This window comes from Streptomyces sp. NPDC007901 (genome assembly GCF_042959465.1).
In the GTDB taxonomy this organism is placed as follows: Bacteria; Actinomycetota; Actinomycetes; order Streptomycetales; family Streptomycetaceae; genus Streptomyces.
On the sequence record NZ_JBIBKW010000022.1, the window covers coordinates 52,236 to 75,224 of the forward strand.

The following is a 22,989-nucleotide window of genomic DNA, read 5'->3' on the forward strand; positions in this document are numbered from 1 at the left end:
GCCGGAATCTGTGTGTGCGGCGCGAACTGGATCTCGGGCAAGGACTGGAAGGAGTTCAGCCAGGAATTCGGAAAGTGATTCCACGGCTTCGGCCGTGTTCCGCGGCTGAGTAATGCGGGTATTCCCGGGTACCGCGACGACATGGTCGCGGTACCCGGGAATGGTCAGACGTTGCGCCGGTATTGCCCGCCGACCTCGAAGAAGGCGTCGGTGATCTGCTGGAGGGTGCAGACCCGGGCGGCGTCCATGAGGACGCCGAACACGTTCTCGTCACTCGTCGCGGCCGCCTTCAGCGCCGCGAGGGCGGCATGGGCGTCGTCCTGGTGCCCGGCCCGGTAGCCGCGTACCCGCCGCAGCTGGGCCGCCTTCTCCTCCTCGGTGGCGCGGGCCAGTTCGACGGCGCCGGGTTCGGCGGTGTCGGCGTGCGGGTTGCGGAAGGTGTTGACGCCGATGATCGGCAGGGTGCCGTCGTGCTTGCGCTGCTCGTAGAGCATCGACTCGTCCTGGATACGGCCGCGCTGGTAGCCGGTCTCCATGGCGCCGAGCACGCCGCCGCGCTCGCTGATCCGCTCGAACTCCTGGAGAACGGCCTCCTCCACCAGGTCGGTGAGTTCGTCGATGATGAACGACCCCTGCAGCGGGTTCTCGTTCATGGCCAGGCCCCACTCCCGGTTGATGATCAGCTGGATGGCCAGGGCCCGGCGGACGGAGTCCTCGGTGGGGGTGGTGACCGCCTCGTCGTAGGCGTTGGTGTGCAGGCTGTTGCAGTTGTCGTAGATCGCGATGAGCGCCTGCAGGGTGGTGCGGATGTCGTTGAAGTCCATCTCCTGGGCGTGCAGGGAGCGGCCGGAGGTCTGGACGTGGTACTTCAGCTTCTGGCTGCGCTCGTTCGCGCCGTACTTCTCCTTCATCGCGACCGCCCAGATGCGGCGGGCGACCCGGCCCAGGACCGCGTACTCGGGGTCCATGCCGTTGGAGAAGAAGAACGACAGGTTGGGCGCGAAGTCGTCGATGTGCATGCCGCGGGCGAGGTAGGTCTCGACGTAGGTGAAGCCGTTGGCGAGGGTGAAGGCGAGCTGGCTGATGGGGTTCGCCCCGGCTTCGGCGATGTGGTAACCGGAGATCGACACCGAGTAGAAGTTGCGGACCTGGTGGGCGATGAACCACTCCTGGATGTCGGCCATCATCCGCAGCGAGAACTCGGTGGAGAACAGGCAGGTGTTCTGGCCCTGGTCCTCCTTGAGGATGTCCGCCTGCACGGTGCCCCGGACGTTCGCCAGGGCGTGCGCGCGCAGCTCGGCCGCCTGCTCGGCGGTGGGCTCGCGCCCCTCGGCGGCCCGGAAGCCGTCGATCCGCTGGTCGACGGCGGTGTTGAGGAAGAACGCCAGGATCGTCGGCGCCGGTCCGTTGATGGTCATGGAGACCGAGGTGGTGGGCGCGACGAGGTCGAAGCCGTCGTAGAGCGCCTTCATGTCGTCCAGCGTGGCCACGGAGACCCCGGAGGTGCCGACCTTGCCGTAGACGTCGGGGCGTTCGTCCGGGTCGCGGCCGTAGAGGGTGACCGAGTCGAAGGCGGTGGACAGGCGGGTGGCGGGCTGCCCCTCGGAGAGCAGCTTGAAGCGGCGGTTGGTGCGGAACGGGTCGCCCTCGCCGGCGAACATGCGCGCCGGGTCCTCGCCGTCGCGCTTGAAGGGGAACACGCCGGCCGTGAAGGGGAAGCGGCCGGGGAGGTTCTCCCGGCGCCAGAAGCGCACCAGTTCGCCGTGGTCGGTGAAGCGGGGCAGGGCGACCCGGGGGATCTTGTTGCCCGAGAGGGACTCCCGGGTCAGTTTGGTACGGATCTCCTTGTCGCGGACCTTCACGACCTGCTCGTCGCCCGAGTAGGAGGCCACGACGGCCGGCCAGCCGGCGAGCTGTTCGGTGATGTCGCGCGGGAGACCCGCGCGGGCGTCGTCCAGCAGGGACCGTACGTTCGCGGCGTCGGAGCCCGCCGCGAGCAGCTCGCGCTCCACCTCCGCGAGGCGCTGCTCGCGCCGGGCCGCCTCGGCCAGCCGCTCGGTGGCCGCGTGATAGGCGCGGACGGTGTCACCGACCTCGGCGAGGTAGCGCACCCGATCCGCCGGCACCACCTGGCGGATCCCGGACGAGTGGCGTACGGTCACCGGCGCCAGCAGGCCTTCGGGCAGCGGCAGCCCCCGCTCGGCCAGGCCGGCCTTCACGTGCTGGTAGAGCGCGGTGACACCGTCGTCGTTGAAGGTGGCCGCCGAGGTGCCGAAGACCGGCATGTCCTCGGGCCGCATCCCGAACGCCTCGCGGTTGCGGACCAGTTGACGGCCCACGTCGCGCAGCGCGTCCTTGGCGCCACGCCGCTCGAACTTGTTGATCGCGACGACGTCGGCGAAGTCGAGCATGTCGATCTTCTCCAGCTGCGAGGCGGCGCCGAACTCCGGCGTCATCACGTACAGCGAGCTGTCGACGTACGGCACGATCGCCGCGTCGCCCTGCCCGATGCCCGGCGTCTCCACGATCACCAGGTCGAACCCGGCGGCCTTGACGACATCGATCACGTCGGACAGATGCTCGGGCAGCTCGCGGCTGCCCCGCGTGGCCAGGCTCCGGAAGAACACCCGGTTCCCGTCCAGGGAGTTCATCCGGATCCGGTCGCCGAGCAGGGCGCCGCCGCCCCTGCGGCGGGTCGGGTCGACCGCGATCACCGCGATCCGCAGCTTGTCCTGCTGGTCGACCCGGAACCGGCGGACCAGCTCGTCGGTGAGCGAGGACTTGCCCGAACCGCCGGTGCCGGTGATCCCGAGGACCGGCACCGGTCGCCGTTCCGCCGCCGCACGCAGCCGCTCGCGGAACTCGTCGGACAGCCTGCCCAGTTCGGCCCCGGTGACGGCACGCGCCACCGCGAACCGGTCGCCCGCCAGCACGGCGTCCGCGTCGGCCTGCTTCGCGCCCCACAGGTCGAAGTCGCAGTCCCGCACGACCGAGTTGACCATCCCGGCGAGCCCCATCCGCTGCCCGTCCTCCGGGGAGAAGATGGTCACCCCGCTCGCCCGCAGCCGGGCGATCTCCTCGGGCACGATGACCCCGCCGCCCCCGCCCACCACCCGCACGTGGTCGGCGCCGCCGGCACGCAGCGACTCCACCAGGTACTCGAAGTACTCGACATGCCCGCCCTGGTACGACGAGACCGCCACGCCGTGGACGTCCTCCTCCAGCACCGCGTCCACGACCTCCTGGACCGACCGGTTGTGCCCGAGGTGGATCACCTCGGCGCCCTGGGACTGGAAGATCCGCCGCATGATGTTGATCGACGCGTCATGGCCGTCGAACAGCGCCGATGCGGTGACCAGACGGACGGGGTGCGTGGGGCGATGCAGCTCGGTCATGGGCCTTCCCGGGCGGGACGAAGGAACGCTGACGAGATGGATACTAGGACGTCCTACTAATAGATAGTAGGACGTCCGAGTAAATGCCAGAAGGCAAGGCCGGTGTGACATACCCCGCCTTACCGCCTTCGGCACCGGGACCGCGCGGGCCGCCCCGCCGTCCCGGCCGACGTCAGCGCGATGTCGTCGACCACGGCGAAGGCCGCGTGGACCGATCAGCAGGCCCACGGTCTGCTGCTGCGGCGGCCGATCGAGGTCAGGCGCCTGACCACCGGTAGTCGGATGCAGCCGCTCACCGATCCGGTCGGCGATGGCCTCCAACAGCTCGGCCTTGCCACCGCCAACCAGACGATCGGAGCGATCCGACGGGCGTGGCACCGATTGAATGTCACTGTGGAGAACACCTGGACACCAGCCCATCAAGCGGTGGAGGACGAGGACGCGGCGACGTTGGCCCAGTTGCCGGCCACGGGAGTCGACCCCGATGAGGTGTGCGACAACATGACACTCCTGACACACGCCATCGACACGGAAGGAGATGTCGCCCTGCAAAGCGGCAGCCCGCTCACTGTGCACACCACCGCGGTGCTCCTGGCCTTCGGAGCCGACCCGCAACTCCCGGACCCGGACGGGCAAACGCCGATGGACCTCGCCCTTCACTACAGCCATGACCTGGCGGCCAAGCTGTTGCAGCGGCACATCGACGGGTGAGGGGCTCACCCGGCCGGAGAGCCTTCCGAGCGCCACTTCTACTATTGGCCTGGGAAACGTAGGCGCGTGCCGGGGGGATTGAGCGCTCTTGCGACGATCAGCTGGAACGCGTCGGGCAGCCGTCCTGCTCTGCGCCCTTGCCGTGCTGTTGCTCGGCGCGTGCGGGACCCGGGTGGCCGGTCAGGGGGACGGCGGTTCGCCCTCGTCGGCGGCGGGCGAGCCGATCCCGTGGGCCACGATGCAGCCGTCCGCGGTCAACGGGGTCCGTGTCAGCGGGGATCGGCGCACGCTGCTGCTCGACACGCAGGTGCCCAGTGGCGCTCACGCGTGCGTGCGCAAGCTCAAGGCAGTGCTCACCGACTCTATGACGGACCTCGTGTGGGTGCAGGTCACCTTCACCTCGCCGTCCATGGACAGGGCGTCCGGGTGCACCGAGGAGAGCACGGCCACCGCGAAGGTCACGCTGCCCGAGCCGCTGGGCGACCGGGACGTGATGGTCGACCTCTACGCGCGCTTCACCGCCGACGGCGCCAAGCCGCCCGCGCTGCGGTTGTGCGGAAAGCTGGGCTGCACGCCGCCGGCCACCGGCTGCACCCCCGCCTCCTACGACCAGGCGCTGATGGCGGTCGGCGCGCCCGAGCACACGTACCGGGACTCGGAACGGTGCGACGGGAAGTGGCTGGTGCTGGACTTCTCCTGGCGCACGGGACCGGCCTGCGGCGACTCGACGGACCCCGCCTGCTCCTCCCACCTGGGCGACCGCTGGTTCTTCCGGGCCGAGGAGTCGGGCTGGCAGCCGATCATCCGGACCTCGGCCGGAGGCTGCCGGGACGTGCAGCGCAAGGAGCCCGCCTTCCCGTCCTCCCTCTGCGAGTCGCTCGCGCCGCTCTCCCCCTCGCTGCACCCGAGCTATCCCCCACCGTCCGCCTCCCCGACGCCCGGCGTGCGCTCCACGACGGCGGCCGGCCCATGACCACAGACCGCTACGGCGCCCTCTGACCGTTCCCCACCCGGCTCGACAGCGGCCGCGTCGGCTACCGCCCGCCGGATGAACCGCCGCGCCGCACCCGGGCCGCCTCGCGGGCCTCCGCGAGCTTGCGGGCCTCGCTGGTCTTGCGGGAGGGTCGGCCGCCGGAGCCGCCCCGGGCGTCCTTCGTGCTGCCGAGGCCGCGGAAGGGGGTGTTGTGGTTCTTGGGGCGCGGTACGGCCGGTCCGCCGTCGAGCGGCGTTCCGGAGGGGGCCCTGGCGCCGGTGACGCGGCTCAGCTCGGCCTCGCCGGAGCGGACTTTGGTGACCTTGGGGGTGACGTCGGCGTCGGCCATGACCTGGCTCGTCTCGCGGCGCTGCGCGGACAGGACGAGGGTGACGACGGTGCCGGAGCGGCCGGCCCGGGCCGTGCGGCCCGCGCGGTGCAGATAGTCCTTGGGGTCGGTGGCCGGGTCGACGTTGACCACGAGGTCGAGGTCGTCGATGTGCAGGCCGCGTGCGGCGACGTTCGTCGCCACCAGCGCGGTGACCTGCCCGTTCTTGAACTGGGCCAGGGTCCGGGTGCGCTGCGGCTGGGCCTTGCCGCTGTGCAGGGCGGCGGCGGCCACACCGCTGGCCCGCAGATGCCGGGTGAGCAGGTCGACGCCGTGCTTGGTGTCCAGGAACAGCAGGACGCGGCCGTCCCGGGCGGCGATCTCCGTGGTCACGGCATAGCGGTCCGGGCCGTGCACGACGAAGACGTGGTGCTCGATCGCGGAGACCGCGCCGGACGAGGGGTCCACGGAGTGGACGGCGGGGTCGCGCAGGTAGTCCCGCACCAGCCGGTCGACGTCGCGGTCGAGGGTGGCGGAGAACAACATCCGCTGCCCGTCGGGCCGCACCTGGTCCAGGATCTCGGTGACCTGCGGCAGGAACCCCATGTCACACATCTGGTCGGCCTCGTCCAGGACCGTGATGCGCACCCGTCCCAGTCGGCAGGCCTTGCGCTCGACGAGGTCGTGCAGCCGACCGGGCGTGGCGACGACGATCTCGGCGCCGTCCCGCAGCTCGGCGGCCTGCCGCCCGAGGGACATTCCGCCCACCACGGTCGTGAGCCGCAGCCGCAGCGCCTCGGCGTACGGGGTGAGCGCCTCGCCGACCTGCTGCGCCAGCTCCCTGGTGGGCACCAGGACGAGCGCCAGCGGCTCCTTGGGCTGTGCGCGCCGCCCGGCCGTCCGGGCCAGCATCCCCAGGCCGAAGGCGAGCGTCTTGCCGGATCCGGTACGGCCCCGGCCCAGGACGTCCCGCCCCGCGAGCGCGTTCGGCAGCGCCGCCGCCTGGATGGGGAACGGCACCGTCACCCCCTGCTCGCCGAGCACCCGCAGCACCGCTGCCTGCAGCCCCAGCTCCGCGAAGGACGCCGCCGGGGGCAACGCCGCGACGGTGTCCGACGCCTCGGACACCGCACCCTGCTGCCGGGCATCGGCACGTACTGATTCGCTCACAGAAAGCCTTCCTCCGAAGGGACCGTACCGAGGAAGGCGCGGCGGGGACGCGGCCACCGGCCAGGGACCGTGAGCCCGGCACCCACACAGTGACGCTGCAAACGGCCAACGTTAGCACGACGCACATCGCCCCGGCCTGCCGTGGGCACGCCGTCAACCCCGCCGCGCGAACCCGCCCACGTGACCTTCGCGCCGCCAAGGTCGATACTGCGTTCAGGAGAATCACGCCGCTCGCGGTCACACCGCCGCCCACACCTGACGAACCGTCACCCAAGTCGGCATCGGACCGGCACCAGCCTCGCCACAACCCACAAAGACGCAGGTCAAAGACTATTCCGTTCATGTCATCAGGAGGTTCGCATGAGGATGTTGATCAACGTTCCGGAGACCGTGGTGGCGGATGCGCTGCGGGGAATGGCGGCGGCTCATCCCGACCTCACGGTGGACGTGGAGAACCGGGTGATCGTACGACGGGACGCCCCCGTCGCCGGGCAGGTCGCGCTGGTCTCCGGCGGTGGCTCGGGGCACGAGCCGTTGCACGGTGGATTCGTGGGCCACGGAATGCTGTCGGCCGCCTGTCCGGGCGAGGTGTTCACCTCCCCCGTCCCGGATCAGATGGCCAGGGCCGCCGCGGCCGTGGACAGCGGGGCCGGCGTGCTGTTCATCGTGAAGAACTACACCGGTGACGTGCTCAACTTCGACATGGCCGCCGAACTCGCCGAGGACGAGGGCATCCAGGTCGCGAAGGTGCTGGTCAACGACGACGTGGCCGTCACCGACAGCCTCTACACCGCCGGTCGGCGCGGCACCGGCGCCACCCTGTTCGTGGAGAAGATCGCGGGCGCCGCGGCCGCCGAGGGGCAGCCGCTGGAGCGGGTGGAGGCCATCGGACGCCAGGTGAACGAGAACTCCCGCAGCTTCGGTGTCGCCCTCAGCGCCGGTACGACCCCGGCCAAGGGCACCCCGACCTTCGATCTGCCGCCCGGGGAGCTGGAGTTGGGCATCGGCATCCACGGCGAGCCGGGCCGGGAGCGGCGGGCCATGATGACCTCCGGCGAGATCGCCGACTTCGCGGTGCACGCCATCCTGGACGACATGACCCCGCGCAACCCGGTACTCGTCCTGGTCAACGGCATGGGCGCGACCCCGCTCCTCGAGCTGTACGGGTTCAACGCCGAGGTCCAGCGGGTGCTCGCCGAGCGCGGGGTGACCGTGGCCCGCACCCTGGTCGGCAACTACGTCACCTCCCTGGACATGGCCGGCGCCTCGGTCACCCTCTGCCAGGTCGACGAGGACCTGCTGCGGCTGTGGGACGCGCCGGTGAAGACACCCGGCCTGCGCTGGGGGATGTGAGCGACCGAGACAGCACCGACCCGCGCCCGTACCGCAACGCAAGGAGATCCCGTGCTCGACGCCGACTTCTTCCGCCGCTGGATGGCGGCGACCGCCGCCTCCGTCGACCGTGAGGCGGAGCGGCTCACCGCCCTCGACTCCCCCATCGGGGACGCCGACCACGGCAGCAACCTCCAGCGCGGGTTCAAGGCGGTGGTGGCCGCGCTGGAGAAGGACGCACCCGACACCCCGGGAGCCGTACTGGCACTCGCCGGGCGCCGGCTGATCTCCACGGTCGGCGGCGCGTCCGGGCCGCTCTACGGCACGCTGCTGCGCAGCACCGGCAAGGCGCTCGGTGACGCGGCCGAGGTCAGCGAGGCGCAGCTCGCCGAGGCACTGCGGGCGGGCGTGGACAAGGTCATGGCGCTCGGCGGGGCGGCTCCCGGCGACAAGACGATGATCGACGCTCTGGTGCCGGCCGTCGACGCGCTCGGTGACGGCTTCGGCGCGGCGCGGGCCGCCGCCGAACAGGGGGCCGAGGCCACGACCCCGCTGCAGGCCCGCAAGGGCCGGGCCAGCTACCTGGGCGAACGCAGCATCGGCCACCAGGACCCCGGCGCCACCTCGTCGGCGCTGCTCGTCGCCGCACTGGAGGAGGCCGCCGGTGAGTGACGACAGGCTGGTCGGGATCGTGCTGGTCTCGCACAGCGCGGAGGTCGCCGCGTCCGTCGCGGAGCTGGCCAGGAGCCTGGCGGGAGGCGGCACGGCGGTGCCGGTAGCGCCCGCGGGCGGTACCGAGGGCGGCGGGCTCGGCACCAGCGCCGAGCTGATCGCCGCAGCGGCCGCGGCCGTGGACCGGGGCGCCGGGGTCGCCGTCCTCACCGACCTCGGCAGTGCGGTGCTCACCGTGAAGGCGCTGCTCGCCGAGGGCGACGAACTCCCCGACGGCACCCGGCTGGTGGACGCCCCGTTCGTCGAGGGCGCGGTGGCCGCGGTGGTGACGGCGACCACCGGGGCCGACCTGGACGCGGTGGAGGCGGCCGCCGCCGAGGCGTACACCTACCGCAAGGTCTGAGCGCACACCCACCCGCGAGGTCCGAGAGAACCCCCGCGGGCTCTGCGACAACACCCGCGGGCTCTGCGAGAAATCCCGCAGAGCCCGGGCCGTCAAGGCCGGCTCGCTAGGCGAGACCGGCCGCCACCACGGTCAGGGCCGAGCGCACGATCGCCGTGAGCTCGGCCTCCGCCGTGACCGCGTCCGTCGCCTCGTCGGCGACGTGCCAGGCGTAGTGCTCCACGGCCGCGCGCAGCGCCGCGTTGAACATGGCCGCCTGGATCTTCGGCAGCACATCGTCGGCGGGCAGCCCGGCGCGCTCGGCGAGGGCGCGGGCGAACGCCGGTTCGGCCTCGTCGTACGTCTGGAGCCACTCGGCGCGCAACCCCGGCTCGACGCGGGTCAGCCGGACCAGGGCGCCGATGGTGGCGCTGTCCGGGCCCTGTACGAGACGGCTGTCGGCCGGTACGGAACTCTCGAAGGCCTGCTCCAGGGACTGCCCGGGCCGCCAGTCGCGCAGACAGTCGGCGACCGCGTCGATGCGGGCCGTGAACAGCGGCCGTACGCAGGCCTCCTTGCTCGGGAAATAGCGCCAGACCGTGCGCGCCGAGACCCCGACCGCCTGACCGATCTGCTCGCCCGTGGTCGCGGTCACCCCCTGGGTGACGAACAGGTCCACCGCGGCGCGGGCGATCTCCAGTCTGATCTCGGCCTTGCGCTCCTCGGTCAGGGGCGGCCGTCCCGTGCGTCCCGCTGCTGCGGTCATCTGCTCCTCCGGTGCCGTTGCCGGTGCCTGATGATCGGCATTCTGCCCAAGGTGCCGCTGGACTCGAAAATTCCGCCCTCCAGTTTATGTCACTCACAGACATTAAGTCGTATGGTGTGCCCGTCACCGGGCGCGGCGCGCCCACGAACCACCGGATGGGAGCACCACATGGCCAGCGGACTCGACGGGCGCGGCGTCATCGTCACCGGCGCGGGATCGGGGATCGGGCGGGCCACCGCTCTGGCCTTCGCCAGGGAGGGCGCCCGGGTCCTGATCGCCGACCTGAATGCCGAGGGCGCGGGCGCGGTGGTCAAGGAGATCGAGGCGGCGGGCGCTACGGCCGTGGCCGTCACCGGCGACCTCAGCGAGCAGTCCGTGGTGGACCAGGTGGTCGCGACCGCCGTGGAGCGGTTCGGCGGGGTGGACGTGCTGGTGAACAACGCCGGGATCATGGACCGTATGTCGGCGCTGGGCGAGGTGAGCGACGCCGAGTGGGAGCGCGTCATACGGGTCAACCTCACCGCGCCGTTCCTGCTCACCCGCGCGGTGCTGCCGCACATGCTGGCGGCCGGCCGGGGTGCGATCGTCAACACCGCCTCCGAGGCCGGCCTGCGCGGCAGCGCGGCGGGCGCGGCCTACACGGCCTCGAAGCACGGCGTCGTCGGCCTGACCAAGAACCTCGCGGTGATGTACCGCGACCAGGGCATCCGGGCCAACGCGATCGCCCCCGGCGGTACGGCGACGGGCATGATCCCCGACATCGACGGCGAGGCGCACGGCCCGAAGGCGCTCGGCCCCTACTTCGGCAACGTCGGCCGCGTGGCCCAGCCCGAGGAACAGGCCGCCGCCATCCTCTTCCTGGCCTCCGACGCCGCCGCCAACATCAACGGCGCGATCCTCCCCGTCGACAACGGCTGGGCAGCCGTCTGACCGTCACCGACACGCCATCCGGGCGGGCGGCCCCAGCCGAAAGCCGCCCGCCCACAGACGACTCCGGCCGAGGAAGCCGCCCAATACCCGGTGCCCCGGTCCAGGGCAGTCGACCGGTGATCAGCCGTCCCCGTCCCCGCCGCCGGCCTCATCCCCGCCCCCATCCCCGACGTCGTCCCCGACACCGATGAACTGGGCCGCCAGCCGTTGCCCCTCCTCCTCCGCCGCCGCGCGGTCCTCGATGGGCTTGACCGTCGAGTCCTTGAAGACGATGTACGTGACGCCGGAGGGCACGCCGCCGACGCGGGGGTCGGGGTTGACGCCGAGGCCGCGGGCGGTGGCGTAGGAGGCCTCGCCGATGATGTCGCGCGGGCCCGTGTCGCCGACGACGGCGTACTGCACGCGGTCCTTGTAGATCACCGCGGCGACCGAACCGCCCCGGACGCCGGACACGCGGTGGTCCCAGCGGCCACTGGGGGCCGGTACGACGATGTAGGGCAGCGTCTCCGCGTTGAGGTGACGGCCGTTGGACTGCTGGTAGGCGGTGGCGGCGCTGAACGCGGGGTCGGCGGCAAGGTTGCAGTGGGCGGTGACCCGGCCGTCGCAGTCGATGTCGAGGTCGGCCTTCCAGAAGACGGCCTGCCCAGTGCCGCACACGGGGACGGTGGCGGCGGTGTAGGCGTCGGTGCGGTAGCGGCCCTTGGAGACCTGAGCGCAGTCCGCCACCCGGTCCAGCAGTTCGGAGGCGGTGATGCGGTGCCGTTCACCGGAAGCCGCGAGCGCGGGGGTGGGGACGGGCAGGGTGGTCGGGGCGAGCAGGGCGGCGCCGGCCGCGGCCAGCGTCAGCGACTGGACACGCACGATGAAGGACCCTCTCGATGGGGGACAAGAAGTCACCCGGCTCAATTTGGTGGGGTCGGGGCGGCCCGACCAAGCAACGAAGGGCCGTACAGGGCCGTACGGAGCAACGATCTGACACCCTGTGAGAATCCGCCGGGGGGCCGGAGCCCTGAGCCGATGTCGGCCCAGGCCACCCCGGCCGCCCGCGTCGGCGCGGGATCAGCGACGACAGCGTTCCGCGCCACAGGCACGAACTCCCGTGTTCTCTCCGGAAGTTCGGCCGCAGGACCCTCAGCATACGTAACTCCGGCCCGCCGTCACCAATACGGCCCTCTTGATGTCCGCATCCCGGGCAGGCCATATTGGTCCGGACCATTGCCGTGCTGCCGTCCCCGGGGAGGCGGAACCGTGCGCCGAGTTGCCGTCGTGGTCTGTGCCCTGCTGTTGGTGACGTCCTGCGGCTGGGGCGGCGCCGCCGACGGCGACAGCGGCCGGCTACCCGGCGCCCCTACGGGGGTCACCGCGGCGGCGGGGAGCGCGACCACCGTGCACGTCATGTGGAACGCGCTGCCGGACGGTGCCGGCATCCGCGCCTACGAGGTGTATCGCGGCACCACGAAGGTCGGTGAAGTACCGGGGTCGCAGCACATGGTGGATGTCACCAGGCTGAAGCCGTCCACGGTGTACGCGTTCACCGTGCGGGCCCGGGGCGGGGACGGCAGCCTCGGGCCGCGCAGCCGCGAGGTGCGGGCGACGACACCGGAGGCGGTAGCGGCGGACCGCTCGGCACCGACCCGCCCGGCGCGTCCGGCCGGCCGGGCCGCGGGCAGCCGTGCGGTGCAGCTGTCCTGGAGCGCCTCGACGGACGACCGCGCGGTGGCGTCGTACGACATCTACCAGGGCGGTGCCCAGATCCACAGTGTGGGCGGGAACCAGACCGCGACCGTGGTGACGGGGCTGCGGCCGGGGACCCGCTATGTCTTCACCGTCCGGGCCCGGGACGCGGCCGACAACCTCTCGCCGGCGAGCGCGGCGGTGCGCCTCAGCACGCCGGGCACCGACGACGGCCGGGACACCGCGCCCACCGGGTTCACCGCGGGGAGCCATGAGAAGGACGGGGCGTACTACCTCGATCTGGCCTGGGACCCGCCGCACGCGGACGGCGTGATCACCGAGTACCAGATCCAGCTCGACGGCGGTACGACCACCTCGCTGGTGTGGGGCGGCACACCACCGAAGGGCCGTGCGACCTATAGCTTCTATGTGGGGCGGGACCATGGGGTCGCGCACCCTGTGCGGCTGCGGGCACGGCTGCCGGACGGGACCTGGGGCGGATGGTCGGCGCGGCGGACGGTGACGACCGGGGCCTGATGCGCACCCGGTCCTGGGCCGGACGGAGGAATAGTTCACCTGGCCGGTCGCCCTCCGCGTGCGGCACGGGCCGCGGCCGTCTTCGCTGAAGCTGAGGCAGCACGGGCGTTTCCCGACCCTCGGCGGCGCAAGGGACGTTCCGCCAACCGTGCCGCCGGAGGGCAGCCCATGCGTACTACACGACTTCTCCTCCGCTCCGGCCTGACCCTGGCGGCCGCCGCCGCGCTCCCGACCTGGCTCGCCGGCCCGTCCGGCGCGATCTCGGGCATCTCGGTGAGCACCATCGGCACCACGGTCTCGGTGGTCACCAGCGCCTGCACCCAGGCCGGCGGCAGCTGGGGCAACGCCTCGCTGCTCAACAGCGGCCAGACGGCCTTCGCCCAAGGGCGGCAGGTGGCCCTTGCGGGCACTACAGTGAGCCAGTCCGCCGCCTGGTCGGGCGTGTCGCCGGGCACCTACACGGTGGTCGTCGTCTGCTCCAACGGCGGCACGGCGGGCACCCAGTCGGTGATCGTCTCCTCCGCCCCAGCCGCCCCGACGACCTCCTCCACCACCAGGTCGGCCGCGCCCTCCCGGGGCGTGATGGGCGGTCTGGGCGGCGCCGCCCGGGACTACGGCCCGCTCACCCTGGGCATCGGCGCGGCCCTGGTCGGCTCGGGCGTCATCGCCACGGGCTGGTACCTGCGCAAGCGCTCTAAGCCGTACCGGCTCTGAGCCGGCGGGCAGGCGAGCGGGCGACCGCGGCTACGGCGTGCCGGGGAGTTCGCCGAGTTCCTCCAGGGCGTGGGTGAGCCACTGCGTCCAGAAGGTCTCCAGGTCGAGGCCGGCCCGCAGCACCAGGTGCCGCAGCCGGTCCTCGGGGGCGTCCTTGCCCGGCGGGAAGTCGCGCTGCTGGATCTCCTCGTACTCGGCCAACTGCCGCTGATGCAGCTCCAGATGGCGGCGCAGATCGGCCTCCAGTCCGGCGGTGCCGACGACCGCGGCGGCCCGCAGCCGCAGCAGGAGCACATCCCGCTGCGGCTTGGGGTCCTGAGCGGCGGCGGTCCAGCGGGCCAGCTCGGCGCGGCCCGCGGGCAGGACCTCGTAGTTCTTCTTCTGCCCGCGGGCCGGCTGTTCGGCCGGCAGGGTGCGGATGTAGCCCTCGGCCTCCAGCCTGCCCAGCTCGCGATAGATCTGCTGGTGCGTCGCCGACCAGAAGTACGCGATCGACTTGTCGAACCGGCGGGTCAGCTCCAGCCCCGACGACGGCTTTTCGAGCAGGGCGGTGAGGATCGCGTGCGGGAGTGACATGGGCTCATCCTAGGGACGCCCCCTACAGGGCGGCGGCCAGCTCGGTGCCCTGCTTGATGGCCCGCTTGGCGTCCAGTTCGGCGGCGATGTCGGCGCCGCCGATGAGGTGCGCGCTGCACCCGGCGGCCACCAGCTCGTCGTACAGGTCCCGGCGCGGGTCCTGCCCGGTGCACAGGACGACGGTGTCGACCTCCAGGACGGTGCTCTCGCCGTCGACGGTGACATGCAGTCCGGCGTCGTCGATCAGGTCGTAGCGCACGCCCGGGACCATGGTGACGCCGCGGTGCTTGAGTTCGGTGCGGTGGATCCAGCCGGTGGTCTTGCCGAGGCCCGCGCCGACCTTGCTCGCCTTGCGCTGGAGCAGGTGCACGGTGCGCGGGGGCGCCGGGCGCTCGGGGGCGGCCAGGCCGCCGGGGCCCTGGTAGTCCATGTCGACGCCCCACTGCCTGAAGTACGTCGACGGGTCCTCGCTCGCCTTGTCACCGCCGTCCGTGAGGTACTCGGCGACGTCGAAGCCGATGCCGCCGGCGCCGAGGATCGCGACGCGGTCGCCGACGGGGGCACCGTCGCGCAGCACGTCGAGGTAGCCGAGGACGCGGGGGTGGTCGACGCCGGCGATGTCGGGGACGCGCGGGGTGACGCCGGTGGCGACGACGACCTCGTCGAAGCCGGTGACGTCCTCGGGCTCGACGGTCGTGTTCAGGCGTACGTCCACGCCGTGGGCGTCGAGCTGGTGGCGGAAGTAACGCAGGGTCTCGTCGAACTCCTGCTTGCCGGGGACCTTGCGGGCCACGTTCAGCTGGCCGCCGATCTCGCCCGCCGCGTCGAACAGGGTGACGGCGTGGCCGCGTTCGGCGGCGGAGACCGCGCAGGCGAGCCCGGCCGGACCGGCGCCGACGACCGCGACGCGCTTGCGCAGCCGGGTCGGGGCGAGGATCAGCTCGGTCTCGTGGCAGGCGCGCGGGTTGACCAGGCAGGAGGTGATCTTCCCGCTGAAGGTGTGGTCGAGGCAGGCCTGGTTGCAGCCGATGCAGGTGTTGATGGCCTCGGGCGTGCCGGCCTCGGCCTTGGCGACGAAGTCGGGGTCGGCGAGCATCGGGCGGGCCATCGACACCATGTCCGCGTAGCCCTCGGCGAGCAACTCCTCGGCGACTTCGGGGGTGTTGATGCGGTTGGTGGTCACCAGCGGGACGGACACCTCGCCCATCAGCTTGCGGGTGACCCAGGTGTAGGCGCCGCGCGGCACGGAGGTGGCGATGGTGGGGATGCGGGCCTCGTGCCAGCCGATGCCGGTGTTGATGATGGTCGCGCCGGCCGCCTCGACGGCCTTGGCGAGCGTGACGACCTCGTCGAAGGTCGAGCCGCCGGGGACCAGGTCGAGCATGGAGAGGCGGTAGATGATGACGAAGTCCGCGCCGACGGCCTCACGCACCCGGCGGACGATCTCGACGGGGAACCGCATCCGGTTCTCGTACGAGCCGCCCCAGCGGTCGGTGCGGTGGTTGGTCGGGGCGGCGACGAACTCGTTGACGAGGTAGCCCTCGGAGCCCATGATCTCGACGCCGTCGTAGCCGGCCTGCCGGGCGAGGCGGGCGGCGCGGACGTAGTCGTCGACGGTGCGCTCGACGTCGTCGTCGGTCAGTTCGCGGGGCGGGAAGGGGCTGATGGGCGCCTGGAGCGGGCTGGGGGCGACCAGGTCCCGGTGGTAGGCGTAGCGGCCGAAGTGGAGGATCTGCATCGCGATCCGGCCGCCCTCGCGGTGGACGGCGTCGGTGACCGTGCGGTGCCGGTCGGCCTCCGCCTCGGTGGTGAGCTTGGCGCCGCCCTCGTAGGGCCGGCCCTCGTCGTTGGGCGCGATGCCGCCGGTGACGATGAGGCCCACGCCGCCGCGCGCCCGGGCGGCGTAGAACTCCGCCATCCGCTCGAAGCCGCGCTCGGCCTCCTCCAGGCCCACGTGCATGGAGCCCATGAGCACGCGGTTGGGCAGGGTGGTGAAGCCCAGGTCGAGGGGTTTCAGCAGGTGCGGGTAACGGCTCATCGGGCCCTCCGTGCGCGGTGTCGTCACCGTAGTTGTAGAGGACCGCGCACGGTTTATGCAACTAGTTGCACAAGGGCTCGGGTGGCGGTGTGTGACATATCACCGGCCCTCCCGCCGACTCGCTCACCGCCCTTCGAGCAGCACATGCAGCTCCCGCTCCTGGTCCCCCGAGGCGGAGGACAGGTTGCGGACCGTGAACAGGGAGTCGAGGGTCGCACGGAGCCGGTCGATCGCCCAGTAGCCGCCCTGGGCGTCGGCCTCGACCGTGGCCGAGAGCCGGGGTGGCGGGGTGCACTCGTGGGCGTCGGTGACCTCGAACGTGCCGAGCCACACCATCGGGCGGGTCTCGTGGAGCTGTTGCGGCACGTCCTCGACGGCCCGGTCGGACTCGAAGCACTGGCACAGCGCGTCGAACACGATCCGGGCGTCTTCCTTGCTGCATCCGCTGATCTCGAGGGAGACGGGTTCCTCGTGCATACGCACACGGTCCATGGTGATCGCTCCTCTCATGGCGATGGCGCGGTGGCCCGGGTACCCCCGCGCACCGCGCCATGCCAACAGATAAGCACCGATTACCGGGCGGTGCACCACCCGTCCGGGCGGACGGAGCGGACTCGGCTCAGCTCCGGCTGAACTTGTACGTCTTGCTGTCGGCGAGGATGCAGAACCCGGGCGACATCACGATGACGCGCAGGGTGCCGGTGCGCCGGTCGTAGTCGATGCCCTCGGCCTCGAAGGTGCCGGAGCAGGAGCTGCGCAGCGGGAGCTGGCGCAGCGCGGTGACATGGCCGGTGACGTTGCCGGTGCCGGGCTGGGCGGAGAGGTCGATCTGGAGCAGCGGCTTGGTGTAGCCGAAGAGGCTGCCGTCCGGGTCGTCCGAGGAGCACAGCAGCGTGGTGGCGCCGGAGAAGTCGCAGCCCTGGACGTCGCGCATGGCGTGGTCCAGGTTGACGACGGAGGCCAGCGGGAGGTTCGCGGACGGCGAGGTGCTCTTGTTGGCGCCCGGGGTCGGGAAGACCAGGAAGCGGGTCATCGTGCCGTACTCGCCGGAGAGCATGTACTGGCTGTCGGGCGAGATCGCGTCCCAGGAGTTGTTGAGGGCCTCGCCGGAGGCGAGCGTGTGGGTGTACTCCGACCAGGTGCCGTCGGGGGCCTGCACCCGGTACATCTTGGCGGTGCCGGAGTCCGCCTGGTAGGGCTCGACGTAGTAGCCGTCGTAGGACTCGTCGGGGTCGCCGACGTGGTTCCAGCCGCGGCTGGAGACGCTGACGGGGATGGTGCCGATGCCGGTGTACCGGTTGGCGCTGTTGGCCGGGACCTCGACCGAGGTCAGGCCCTGGCTCTCGGTGAGCGGGTCGGCGCGGTCGGAGCCGGTGTCGGTCCAGGTGTCGGCGGCGGAGGCCGGGCCGGCCGAAAGGACGAAGGTCGCGGCGAGGGCGACCAGGGCGGTCAGGCCTGCGCGACAACGTTGCCGGGGGGACGCGGGCATGGAAGCCTACTCCTCGGTATCGGGGGGGTGGGACGCGCGTGCGCGGGCCAGTCTGGCGTGCACCTGACAGGCATGTACAGACCAATGACGGAACGGGAAAGTGAACTCACGCCTCTTCCGTCTCTCTGGCCTCTTCGCCGTACAGATCCCGCCGTGTTGAGAGATGGTGGAAACGTCGGCGGCGACGTCGGAGAGTCGGGTGTGAGCGCGATAGAACAAGGGGAGTCGGCACGGGGGACGACGTGCCGTGCAGAAGTACGAAGGCGGTGCGTGCGATGAGACCAGCGGAGGCTTCGGTGCCCGCGGGCGAGGATCCCGTGCGCGGGCCCGTGCGCCCGGGCGGGCTGCTGGACGTCCTGGGCGTGGCCTCGGTGGTGCTGGACGCCAAGGGGCGGATCGTGCTGTGGAGCCCGCAGGCGGAGGAGCTGTTCGGCTATTCGGCGCAGGAGGCGCTGGGGCAGTACGCGGCCCGGCTGATGGTGGAAGAGCGCCATATCGAACTGGTCGGCAAGCTCTTCGCGGACGTGATGATCACCGGACAGAGCTGGGCGGGCGGTTTCCCGATCCGGCACAAGGACGGCACCAGCCTGGTGGTCGAGTTCCGCAACATGCGGCTCATGGACGACAACGGCGACGTGTTCGCGCTGGGTCTCGCCGCCGACCAGTCGACGGTGCGCCGGCTGGAGCAGGACGTGGCGCTGTCCGAGCGGATCGTGAAGCAGTCGCCGATCGGGCTGGCCGTCCTCGACACGGAGCTGCGGTTCGTGTCGGTCAACCCGGCGCTGGAGCGGATCAACGGCGTCCCGGCCGAGGAGCACGTGGGGCGGACGATCCGCGAGGTACTGCCCTTCCTGGACGCCGACGAACTGGAGTCGGCGTATCTGCGGGTGCTGCGGACCGGTGAGCCGATCATCGACCAGTCGGCGGTGGGCCGTACGCCGGCCAATCCGGACGAGGAGCACATCTGGTCGATGTCGGTCTACCGGCTGGACGACGCGCTGGACAACGTGCTGGGCGTGGCCACCTCGGTGGTGGACATCACCGAGCCGTACCAGGCCGGTGTCGAGGCCGAGAACGCCCGCCGGCGCCTGGCGCTGATCGCCGACGCCTCCGCCCGGATCGGCACCACCCTGGACCTGGACCGCACCGCCCGTGAGCTGACCGAGGTCGCCGTCCCGGAGCTGGCCGACGTGGCCGCCGTGGATCTGCTGGACACGGTGGTCGAGGGCCGCCGCAGTACGCTCGGCCCGGCCGAGCCGGCCCTGCTCCGCGCCCTCGCGGTCCGTGCGGAGCAGGAGGCGGAGGCGGTCCAGGCGCCGGGCACGGTCGCGCGGTACGCGCCGGACCGGCTGATCACCGAGTGCGTACGGACCGGGGAGGCCGTCGTCGTCCGGCGGGTCAAGGACGAGGACCTGCCGAGGATCGCCGCCTCCCCCGAGGCCGCCGTGCTGCTGGGCCGGGCCGGGGTGCACTCGTATCTGGCGGTGCCGCTGATCGCGCGCGGCGAGGTGCTGGGCGCCCTCGAACTCAAGCGCACCCGCAATCCGGCGCCCTTCGACGACGACGATCTGCTGCTGGCCCGGGAGCTGGCGGCGCGGGCGGCCGTGCAGATCGACAACGCCCGCTGGTACCAGAACGCCCGCACCACCGCGCTGACCCTGCAGCGCAGCCTGCTGCCCACCCATCCCCGGGTCACCACCGGCCTGGAGGTCGCCTCCCGCTATCAGCCGGCGGGCGAGACCGTCGAGGTGGGCGGCGACTGGTTCGACGTGATCCCGCTGGAGGGCGGCCGTACGGCGCTCGTGGTGGGCGATGTGATGGGCAGTGGTATCAACGCGGCCGCGACCATGGGCCGGCTGCGGACCGCGACCACCACCCTGACCTCCCTGGGGCTGGATCCGGCGGTCCTGCTGGAGCATCTGGACAAGACCACCTCGGGCCTCGACCACTCCATCGCGACCTGCGTGTACGCCGTGCACGATCCGCATCTGCGCCAGTGCCGGATCGCCAACGCCGGCCATCTGCCGCCGGTCCGGCTCCGCCCCGGCCGCCCGCCGGAACTGCTCGACCTGCCCACCGGGGTGCCGCTGGGCGTGGGCGGGATCCCCTTCTCCACGACGACCGTGGACTTCGAGCCGGGCGACGAGCTGGTGTTCTACACCGACGGCCTGGTCGAGACCCGCAGCCACTCCCTGGACGAACGCCTGGACGCGCTGCTGGCCCTCCTCGACGACCCCGCCCGTCCGCTGGAGGAGGTCTGCGACATGCTGCTGCGGGAGCTGCACCACCCCGACAACCACGACGACGTGGCGCTGCTCATCGCGCGGGCGCAGGAACTGCCGTAGCCGAACGCCCGGCGACCGCGGGTCCGCGGGTCCGCGGGTCCAGGACCCCGGTCCCGGGTTCATGGAATTCACAGGCACTCGTTATCAGGTTCTTATCGGCGAACACCCACACTTCACAGAGAGGCATGCACCGCGATGCCGCGTGCCGTTCGCCGATGGGAGCGAGCCGTGACGCACGAACCGGAGCAGGAAAACCGCCGTGACGGCGACGGAGCAGGCCCGTCCGTTCCGCCGATGCCGGACCATCCCCCGCAGGCCGCCCCGGAGTGGGAGGTGCTGGCGGGACCGGGCAAGGACCGCGAGCCGGGCGCGCCGCTGCGCGACCGCTGGCGCCGGCAGTCCACCCGTACTCGTGCGGTGACCGTGGCCTTCGTGGCCGGAGCGCTGGCTCTCGGCGGGACGGTGGCGTTCGCCGCCGGTTCCGGCACGGGCGGCACCGCCAGCCCGCCGGCCGCCTCCGGCGCGCCCTCGGCGGCTCCCTCCCCCGACGGGCACGGCCCCGGACACGGCGGCTGGTTCGGCATGGGCGGCATGGGTGTGCACGGCGAGGCGACCGTCAAGGACCCGGACACCGGCAAGTACGTGGTCAAGGTCTGGCAGCGGGGCACGGTCACGAAGACGGGCGGCGACCAGGTCACCGTGAAGAGCGACGACGGTACGTCGTGGACGTGGACCGTGGGCTCGGACGTCAAGGTGCGCGGCGACGCGGACTCGCTGAAGAAGGACGCCAAGGTCTTCCTGGTCGGTACCCGTGGGGACGACGGCAAGCTCTCCGCCTCCGCCGCGCTCTCCGGCGACTTCACGGGCATGGGCCGGGGCGGCATGCACGACCGCGGCGGCCCCTGGACGCGCCCCGGTGACCGTTCCCCGTCGCCGAGTCCCTCGGGCAGCGGGGCGACGACCTAGACGACCTGGTCGCGTAGGCCGATCACGACGTTCGCGTACAGCTCCTCCGACACCGTGAGCCGCGTCCTGAGTCCGGCGTGGGCGAAGGTCTCGACGGCCGCCTCGGCCTGGCGTTCGCTGGTCTCGACGAGGACGCAGCCGCCGGGGGCCAGCCACCGGGGTGCTTCGGCGGCGACGCGGCGCAGCACGTCGAGTCCGTCGCCGCCGCCGTCGAGGGCGACCAGTGGCTCGTGTTCGCGGGCCTCGGCGGGCAGCAGCCCCACCTCGCCGCTGGGGACGTAGGGCACGTTGGCCGCGAGGATGCCGACACGGCCGCGCAGGGCGGCGGGCAGGGCCTCGAAGAGGTCGCCGCCGTGGGCGTGGCCGCCGTAGGGGGCGATGTTGCGGCGGGCGCAGCCGACGGCGGCCGGGTCGATGTCGGCGGCGTGCAGCTCGATGTCTCCGAGGGCGGCGGCGAGGGCCGCGCCGACCGCGCCGGAGCCGCAGCACAGGTCCACGACGACGGACGCGCCGGGAACCTGGGCGAGGGCCTGGTCGACCAGGAACTCGGTACGGCGGCGGGGCACGAACACGCCCGGTTCCACGAGCACGCGCAGCCCGTGGAACTCCGCCCAGCCGAGAACGTGTTCGAGTGGCTGTCCGGAGGCGCGCCGGTCCACCATCGTGGCCAGTTCCTCCGGGGTGCGGGCGGTGGCGAGGATCAGCTCCGCCTCGTCCTCGGCGAAGACGCATCCGGCGGTGCGCAGCGCGGAGACGACGGCGGTGGTGTCGGAAAGTGAGAGCATCGCGGGGAGCCTATCCGGGCGGCGGGGCCGCGGTCAGGGGGTTTTCGGGGCTGCGGATCGGCGGTTCAGACGCCGACCGTCTCCTCGGCCTCCTGCTCGGCCTCCTCGTCGGCCACGGCGGCATGGGCCGCCGGTTGCGCATGCGATGCCGCTACGACCACGGTTGCGGCCGGGGTCGCCTTGGCCCGCTCGTACAGGGCGGCGATCGCGGTGACCGCGAGGCCGGCCAGCAGCCAGACCGCCAGGGTGGCGACGTTCCCGCCCAGGCCGTCGCTGCCGAAGTACAGCAGGCTGCGGGTGCCCTCGACGAAGCCGGCGCCGTTCCAGAAGGCGTGCAGGGCGCCGAAGAAGCCGTTCTGCAGTTCGGGCCGGAACAGCCCGCCGGAGCTGGTGAAGTTGAGCATCACGAACAGCACCATCATGGTCAGCGTGGTCCACCGCTTGAGGAAGGTGTGCAGGCCGACGCCGATGAGGAGGATGCCGGCCGAGTAGAGCCAGGCCAGGCCCCAGACGCCGGCGAGGTCGTGGTGGGCGAGGTGGAACACCGGTCCGGCGAGCAGTGCGCCGATGCCGCTGACGACGGCGGAGACGCCGAGCGCGAGCAGCGCGCGGATCCGCATCGGGAGTGCGGCGCCGGCCGCGCCGAGGGCGGCGACCGAGGCGTAGGAGCCGATACTGACGGCGATGAGCAGGAAGAACAGGCCCTGTCCCGTGGGGTCGTCGGCGACCGGCCTGGCCACGTCGGTGACCTTCAGCGGGACGCCCTCCTGGTCGGCGACCGGGGTGAAGACCTTCTCCACGGCGGTGGCGCCCATGTCGGAGGCGGCACTGGCGACGATCAGCTCCGGGGCCTTGGCGCTCGGTACGTAGGCGCCGGTCACGGTCCGGGACTTCAGCAGGTCGACGGCCTCGGCACGGGTGGGGACGGTACGGACGTCGAGCCGGTCCCCCGCGGTGTCCTTGACGGTCTGCGCCAACACCTTCGCCTCCGGTCCGGCGCCGACCACGGCCACGGGCATGTGGTTCGGCTCCGGGTGGACGAACGCCCCCATGTAGGCCAGCCCCATGCCCAGGCACATCAGCAGGGGGGTGATCAGGTGCGTGAGCACATGGCGCAGTGCCGGTGACCTCATCGCGGACGACCTCCGGATCTTCTCAGCTCTTCCGAGTCTTCTCAGCTCTTCAGAGCAATTGGTTGGCTTATACAACTCACACTCAAGTTGTACTATACAACTAGAACGTCGGAGGAGGTATTCCCGTGAGGGT

The 22,989-nt window shown here is 71.9% G+C and carries 20 protein-coding genes; 10 read left to right on the forward strand and 10 right to left on the reverse strand.

The features are described 5' to 3' along the window. Positions 1–164 precede the first annotated feature (164 nt). A complete protein-coding gene (gene icmF, locus ACFZDK_RS44710; RefSeq protein WP_390981872.1) occupies positions 165–3,395 on the reverse strand; it encodes a fused isobutyryl-CoA mutase/GTPase IcmF in 3,231 nt (1,076 codons plus the stop codon). Positions 3,396–3,788: 393 nt separating this feature from the next. Between icmF and ACFZDK_RS44715 the strand changes: the two genes are divergently transcribed. Beyond that, positions 3,789–4,106: an ankyrin repeat domain-containing protein gene (locus ACFZDK_RS44715; RefSeq protein ID WP_390982203.1), complete on the forward strand. Its 318-nt coding sequence runs from the start codon at positions 3,789–3,791 to the stop codon at positions 4,104–4,106. Positions 4,107–4,194: 88 nt separating this feature from the next. Then, positions 4,195–5,079: a hypothetical protein gene (locus ACFZDK_RS44720; protein ID WP_390981874.1), complete on the forward strand. Its 885-nt coding sequence runs from the start codon at positions 4,195–4,197 to the stop codon at positions 5,077–5,079. 61 nt (positions 5,080–5,140) lie between these two features. Here the strand turns inward: ACFZDK_RS44720 and ACFZDK_RS44725 are convergent, their stop codons facing one another. After that, entirely contained in the window at positions 5,141–6,535 is a 1,395-nt protein-coding gene (locus ACFZDK_RS44725; RefSeq protein ID WP_390982205.1) for a DEAD/DEAH box helicase, read from the reverse strand. A gap of 402 nt (positions 6,536–6,937) precedes the next feature. On the opposite strand from ACFZDK_RS44725, the gene dhaK reads away from it, so the two are divergent. From dhaK to ACFZDK_RS44740, 3 genes are read left to right on the forward strand one after another with little or no spacing between them, the layout of a single operon-like run. After that, the gene (gene dhaK, locus ACFZDK_RS44730) at positions 6,938–7,930 is read left to right on the forward strand and encodes a dihydroxyacetone kinase subunit DhaK (protein WP_390981877.1); all 993 of its coding nucleotides are present in this window, start codon (positions 6,938–6,940) and stop codon (positions 7,928–7,930) included. Positions 7,931–7,981: 51 nt separating this feature from the next. After that, a complete protein-coding gene (gene dhaL, locus ACFZDK_RS44735) occupies positions 7,982–8,581 on the forward strand; it encodes a dihydroxyacetone kinase subunit DhaL (protein ID WP_390981880.1) in 600 nt (199 codons plus the stop codon). After that, entirely contained in the window at positions 8,574–8,984 is a 411-nt protein-coding gene (locus tag ACFZDK_RS44740; RefSeq protein WP_390981883.1) for a PTS-dependent dihydroxyacetone kinase phosphotransferase subunit DhaM, read from the forward strand. Before dhaL ends, ACFZDK_RS44740 begins: the two co-directional genes overlap by 8 nt. Positions 8,985–9,090: 106 nt before the next feature. On the opposite strand, the gene ACFZDK_RS44745 is transcribed toward ACFZDK_RS44740, so the two are convergent. After that, a complete protein-coding gene (locus tag ACFZDK_RS44745) occupies positions 9,091–9,729 on the reverse strand; it encodes a TetR family transcriptional regulator (protein ID WP_390981885.1) in 639 nt (212 codons plus the stop codon). A gap of 168 nt (positions 9,730–9,897) precedes the next feature. On the opposite strand from ACFZDK_RS44745, the gene ACFZDK_RS44750 reads away from it, so the two are divergent. Continuing rightward, positions 9,898–10,659, forward strand: a complete 762-nt coding sequence (locus ACFZDK_RS44750; RefSeq protein WP_390981888.1) for a glucose 1-dehydrogenase — start codon at positions 9,898–9,900, stop codon at positions 10,657–10,659. Between the two features lie 120 nt (positions 10,660–10,779). Here the strand turns inward: ACFZDK_RS44750 and ACFZDK_RS44755 are convergent, their stop codons facing one another. Then, complete coding sequence (locus ACFZDK_RS44755) at positions 10,780–11,520, reverse strand: glycoside hydrolase family 75 protein (protein WP_390981890.1); 741 nt, start codon at positions 11,518–11,520, stop codon at positions 10,780–10,782. A gap of 387 nt (positions 11,521–11,907) precedes the next feature. On the opposite strand from ACFZDK_RS44755, the gene ACFZDK_RS44760 reads away from it, so the two are divergent. Together ACFZDK_RS44760 and ACFZDK_RS44765 are read left to right on the forward strand one after the other, a co-directional pair. Continuing rightward, complete coding sequence (locus ACFZDK_RS44760) at positions 11,908–12,870, forward strand: fibronectin type III domain-containing protein (RefSeq protein WP_390981893.1); 963 nt, start codon at positions 11,908–11,910, stop codon at positions 12,868–12,870. A gap of 168 nt (positions 12,871–13,038) precedes the next feature. Continuing rightward, positions 13,039–13,584: a hypothetical protein gene (locus tag ACFZDK_RS44765; RefSeq protein ID WP_390981895.1), complete on the forward strand. Its 546-nt coding sequence runs from the start codon at positions 13,039–13,041 to the stop codon at positions 13,582–13,584. 30 nt (positions 13,585–13,614) lie between these two features. Here ACFZDK_RS44765 and ACFZDK_RS44770 read toward each other — a convergent pair whose 3' ends face one another. The 4 genes from ACFZDK_RS44770 to ACFZDK_RS44785 form a co-directional block, all read right to left on the reverse strand. Then, on the reverse strand, positions 13,615–14,160 hold the full coding sequence (locus tag ACFZDK_RS44770; RefSeq protein WP_390981898.1) for a helix-turn-helix transcriptional regulator: 546 nt from the start codon (positions 14,158–14,160) through the stop codon (positions 13,615–13,617). Positions 14,161–14,182: 22 nt separating this feature from the next. Continuing rightward, positions 14,183–16,198 (reverse strand): FAD-dependent oxidoreductase, encoded by a 2,016-nt coding sequence (locus ACFZDK_RS44775; protein ID WP_390981901.1) that lies wholly within the window; start codon positions 16,196–16,198, stop codon positions 14,183–14,185. A 123-nt stretch (positions 16,199–16,321) separates the two neighbouring features. Continuing rightward, a complete protein-coding gene (locus tag ACFZDK_RS44780; RefSeq protein ID WP_390981904.1) occupies positions 16,322–16,690 on the reverse strand; it encodes a hypothetical protein in 369 nt (122 codons plus the stop codon). A 127-nt stretch (positions 16,691–16,817) separates the two neighbouring features. Beyond that, a complete protein-coding gene (locus ACFZDK_RS44785) occupies positions 16,818–17,687 on the reverse strand; it encodes a hypothetical protein (protein ID WP_390981906.1) in 870 nt (289 codons plus the stop codon). A 275-nt stretch (positions 17,688–17,962) separates the two neighbouring features. Between ACFZDK_RS44785 and ACFZDK_RS44790 the strand changes: the two genes are divergently transcribed. Beyond that, positions 17,963–20,032 carry a SpoIIE family protein phosphatase gene (locus ACFZDK_RS44790; protein WP_390981909.1) on the forward strand — a complete coding sequence of 690 codons (2,070 nt, stop codon included), beginning with the start codon at positions 17,963–17,965 and terminating at the stop codon, positions 20,030–20,032. 168 nt (positions 20,033–20,200) lie between these two features. Next, complete coding sequence (locus ACFZDK_RS44795; protein WP_390981911.1) at positions 20,201–20,938, forward strand: hypothetical protein; 738 nt, start codon at positions 20,201–20,203, stop codon at positions 20,936–20,938. On the opposite strand, the gene ACFZDK_RS44800 is transcribed toward ACFZDK_RS44795, so the two are convergent. Both ACFZDK_RS44800 and ACFZDK_RS44805 read right to left on the reverse strand, forming a co-directional pair. Continuing rightward, positions 20,935–21,723, reverse strand: a complete 789-nt coding sequence (locus ACFZDK_RS44800; protein ID WP_390981914.1) for a putative protein N(5)-glutamine methyltransferase — start codon at positions 21,721–21,723, stop codon at positions 20,935–20,937. The genes ACFZDK_RS44795 and ACFZDK_RS44800 overlap by 4 nt on opposite strands. A 65-nt stretch (positions 21,724–21,788) precedes the next feature. Next, on the reverse strand, positions 21,789–22,856 hold the full coding sequence (locus tag ACFZDK_RS44805; protein WP_390981916.1) for a hypothetical protein: 1,068 nt from the start codon (positions 22,854–22,856) through the stop codon (positions 21,789–21,791). Positions 22,857–22,989: the final 133 nt, after the last annotated feature.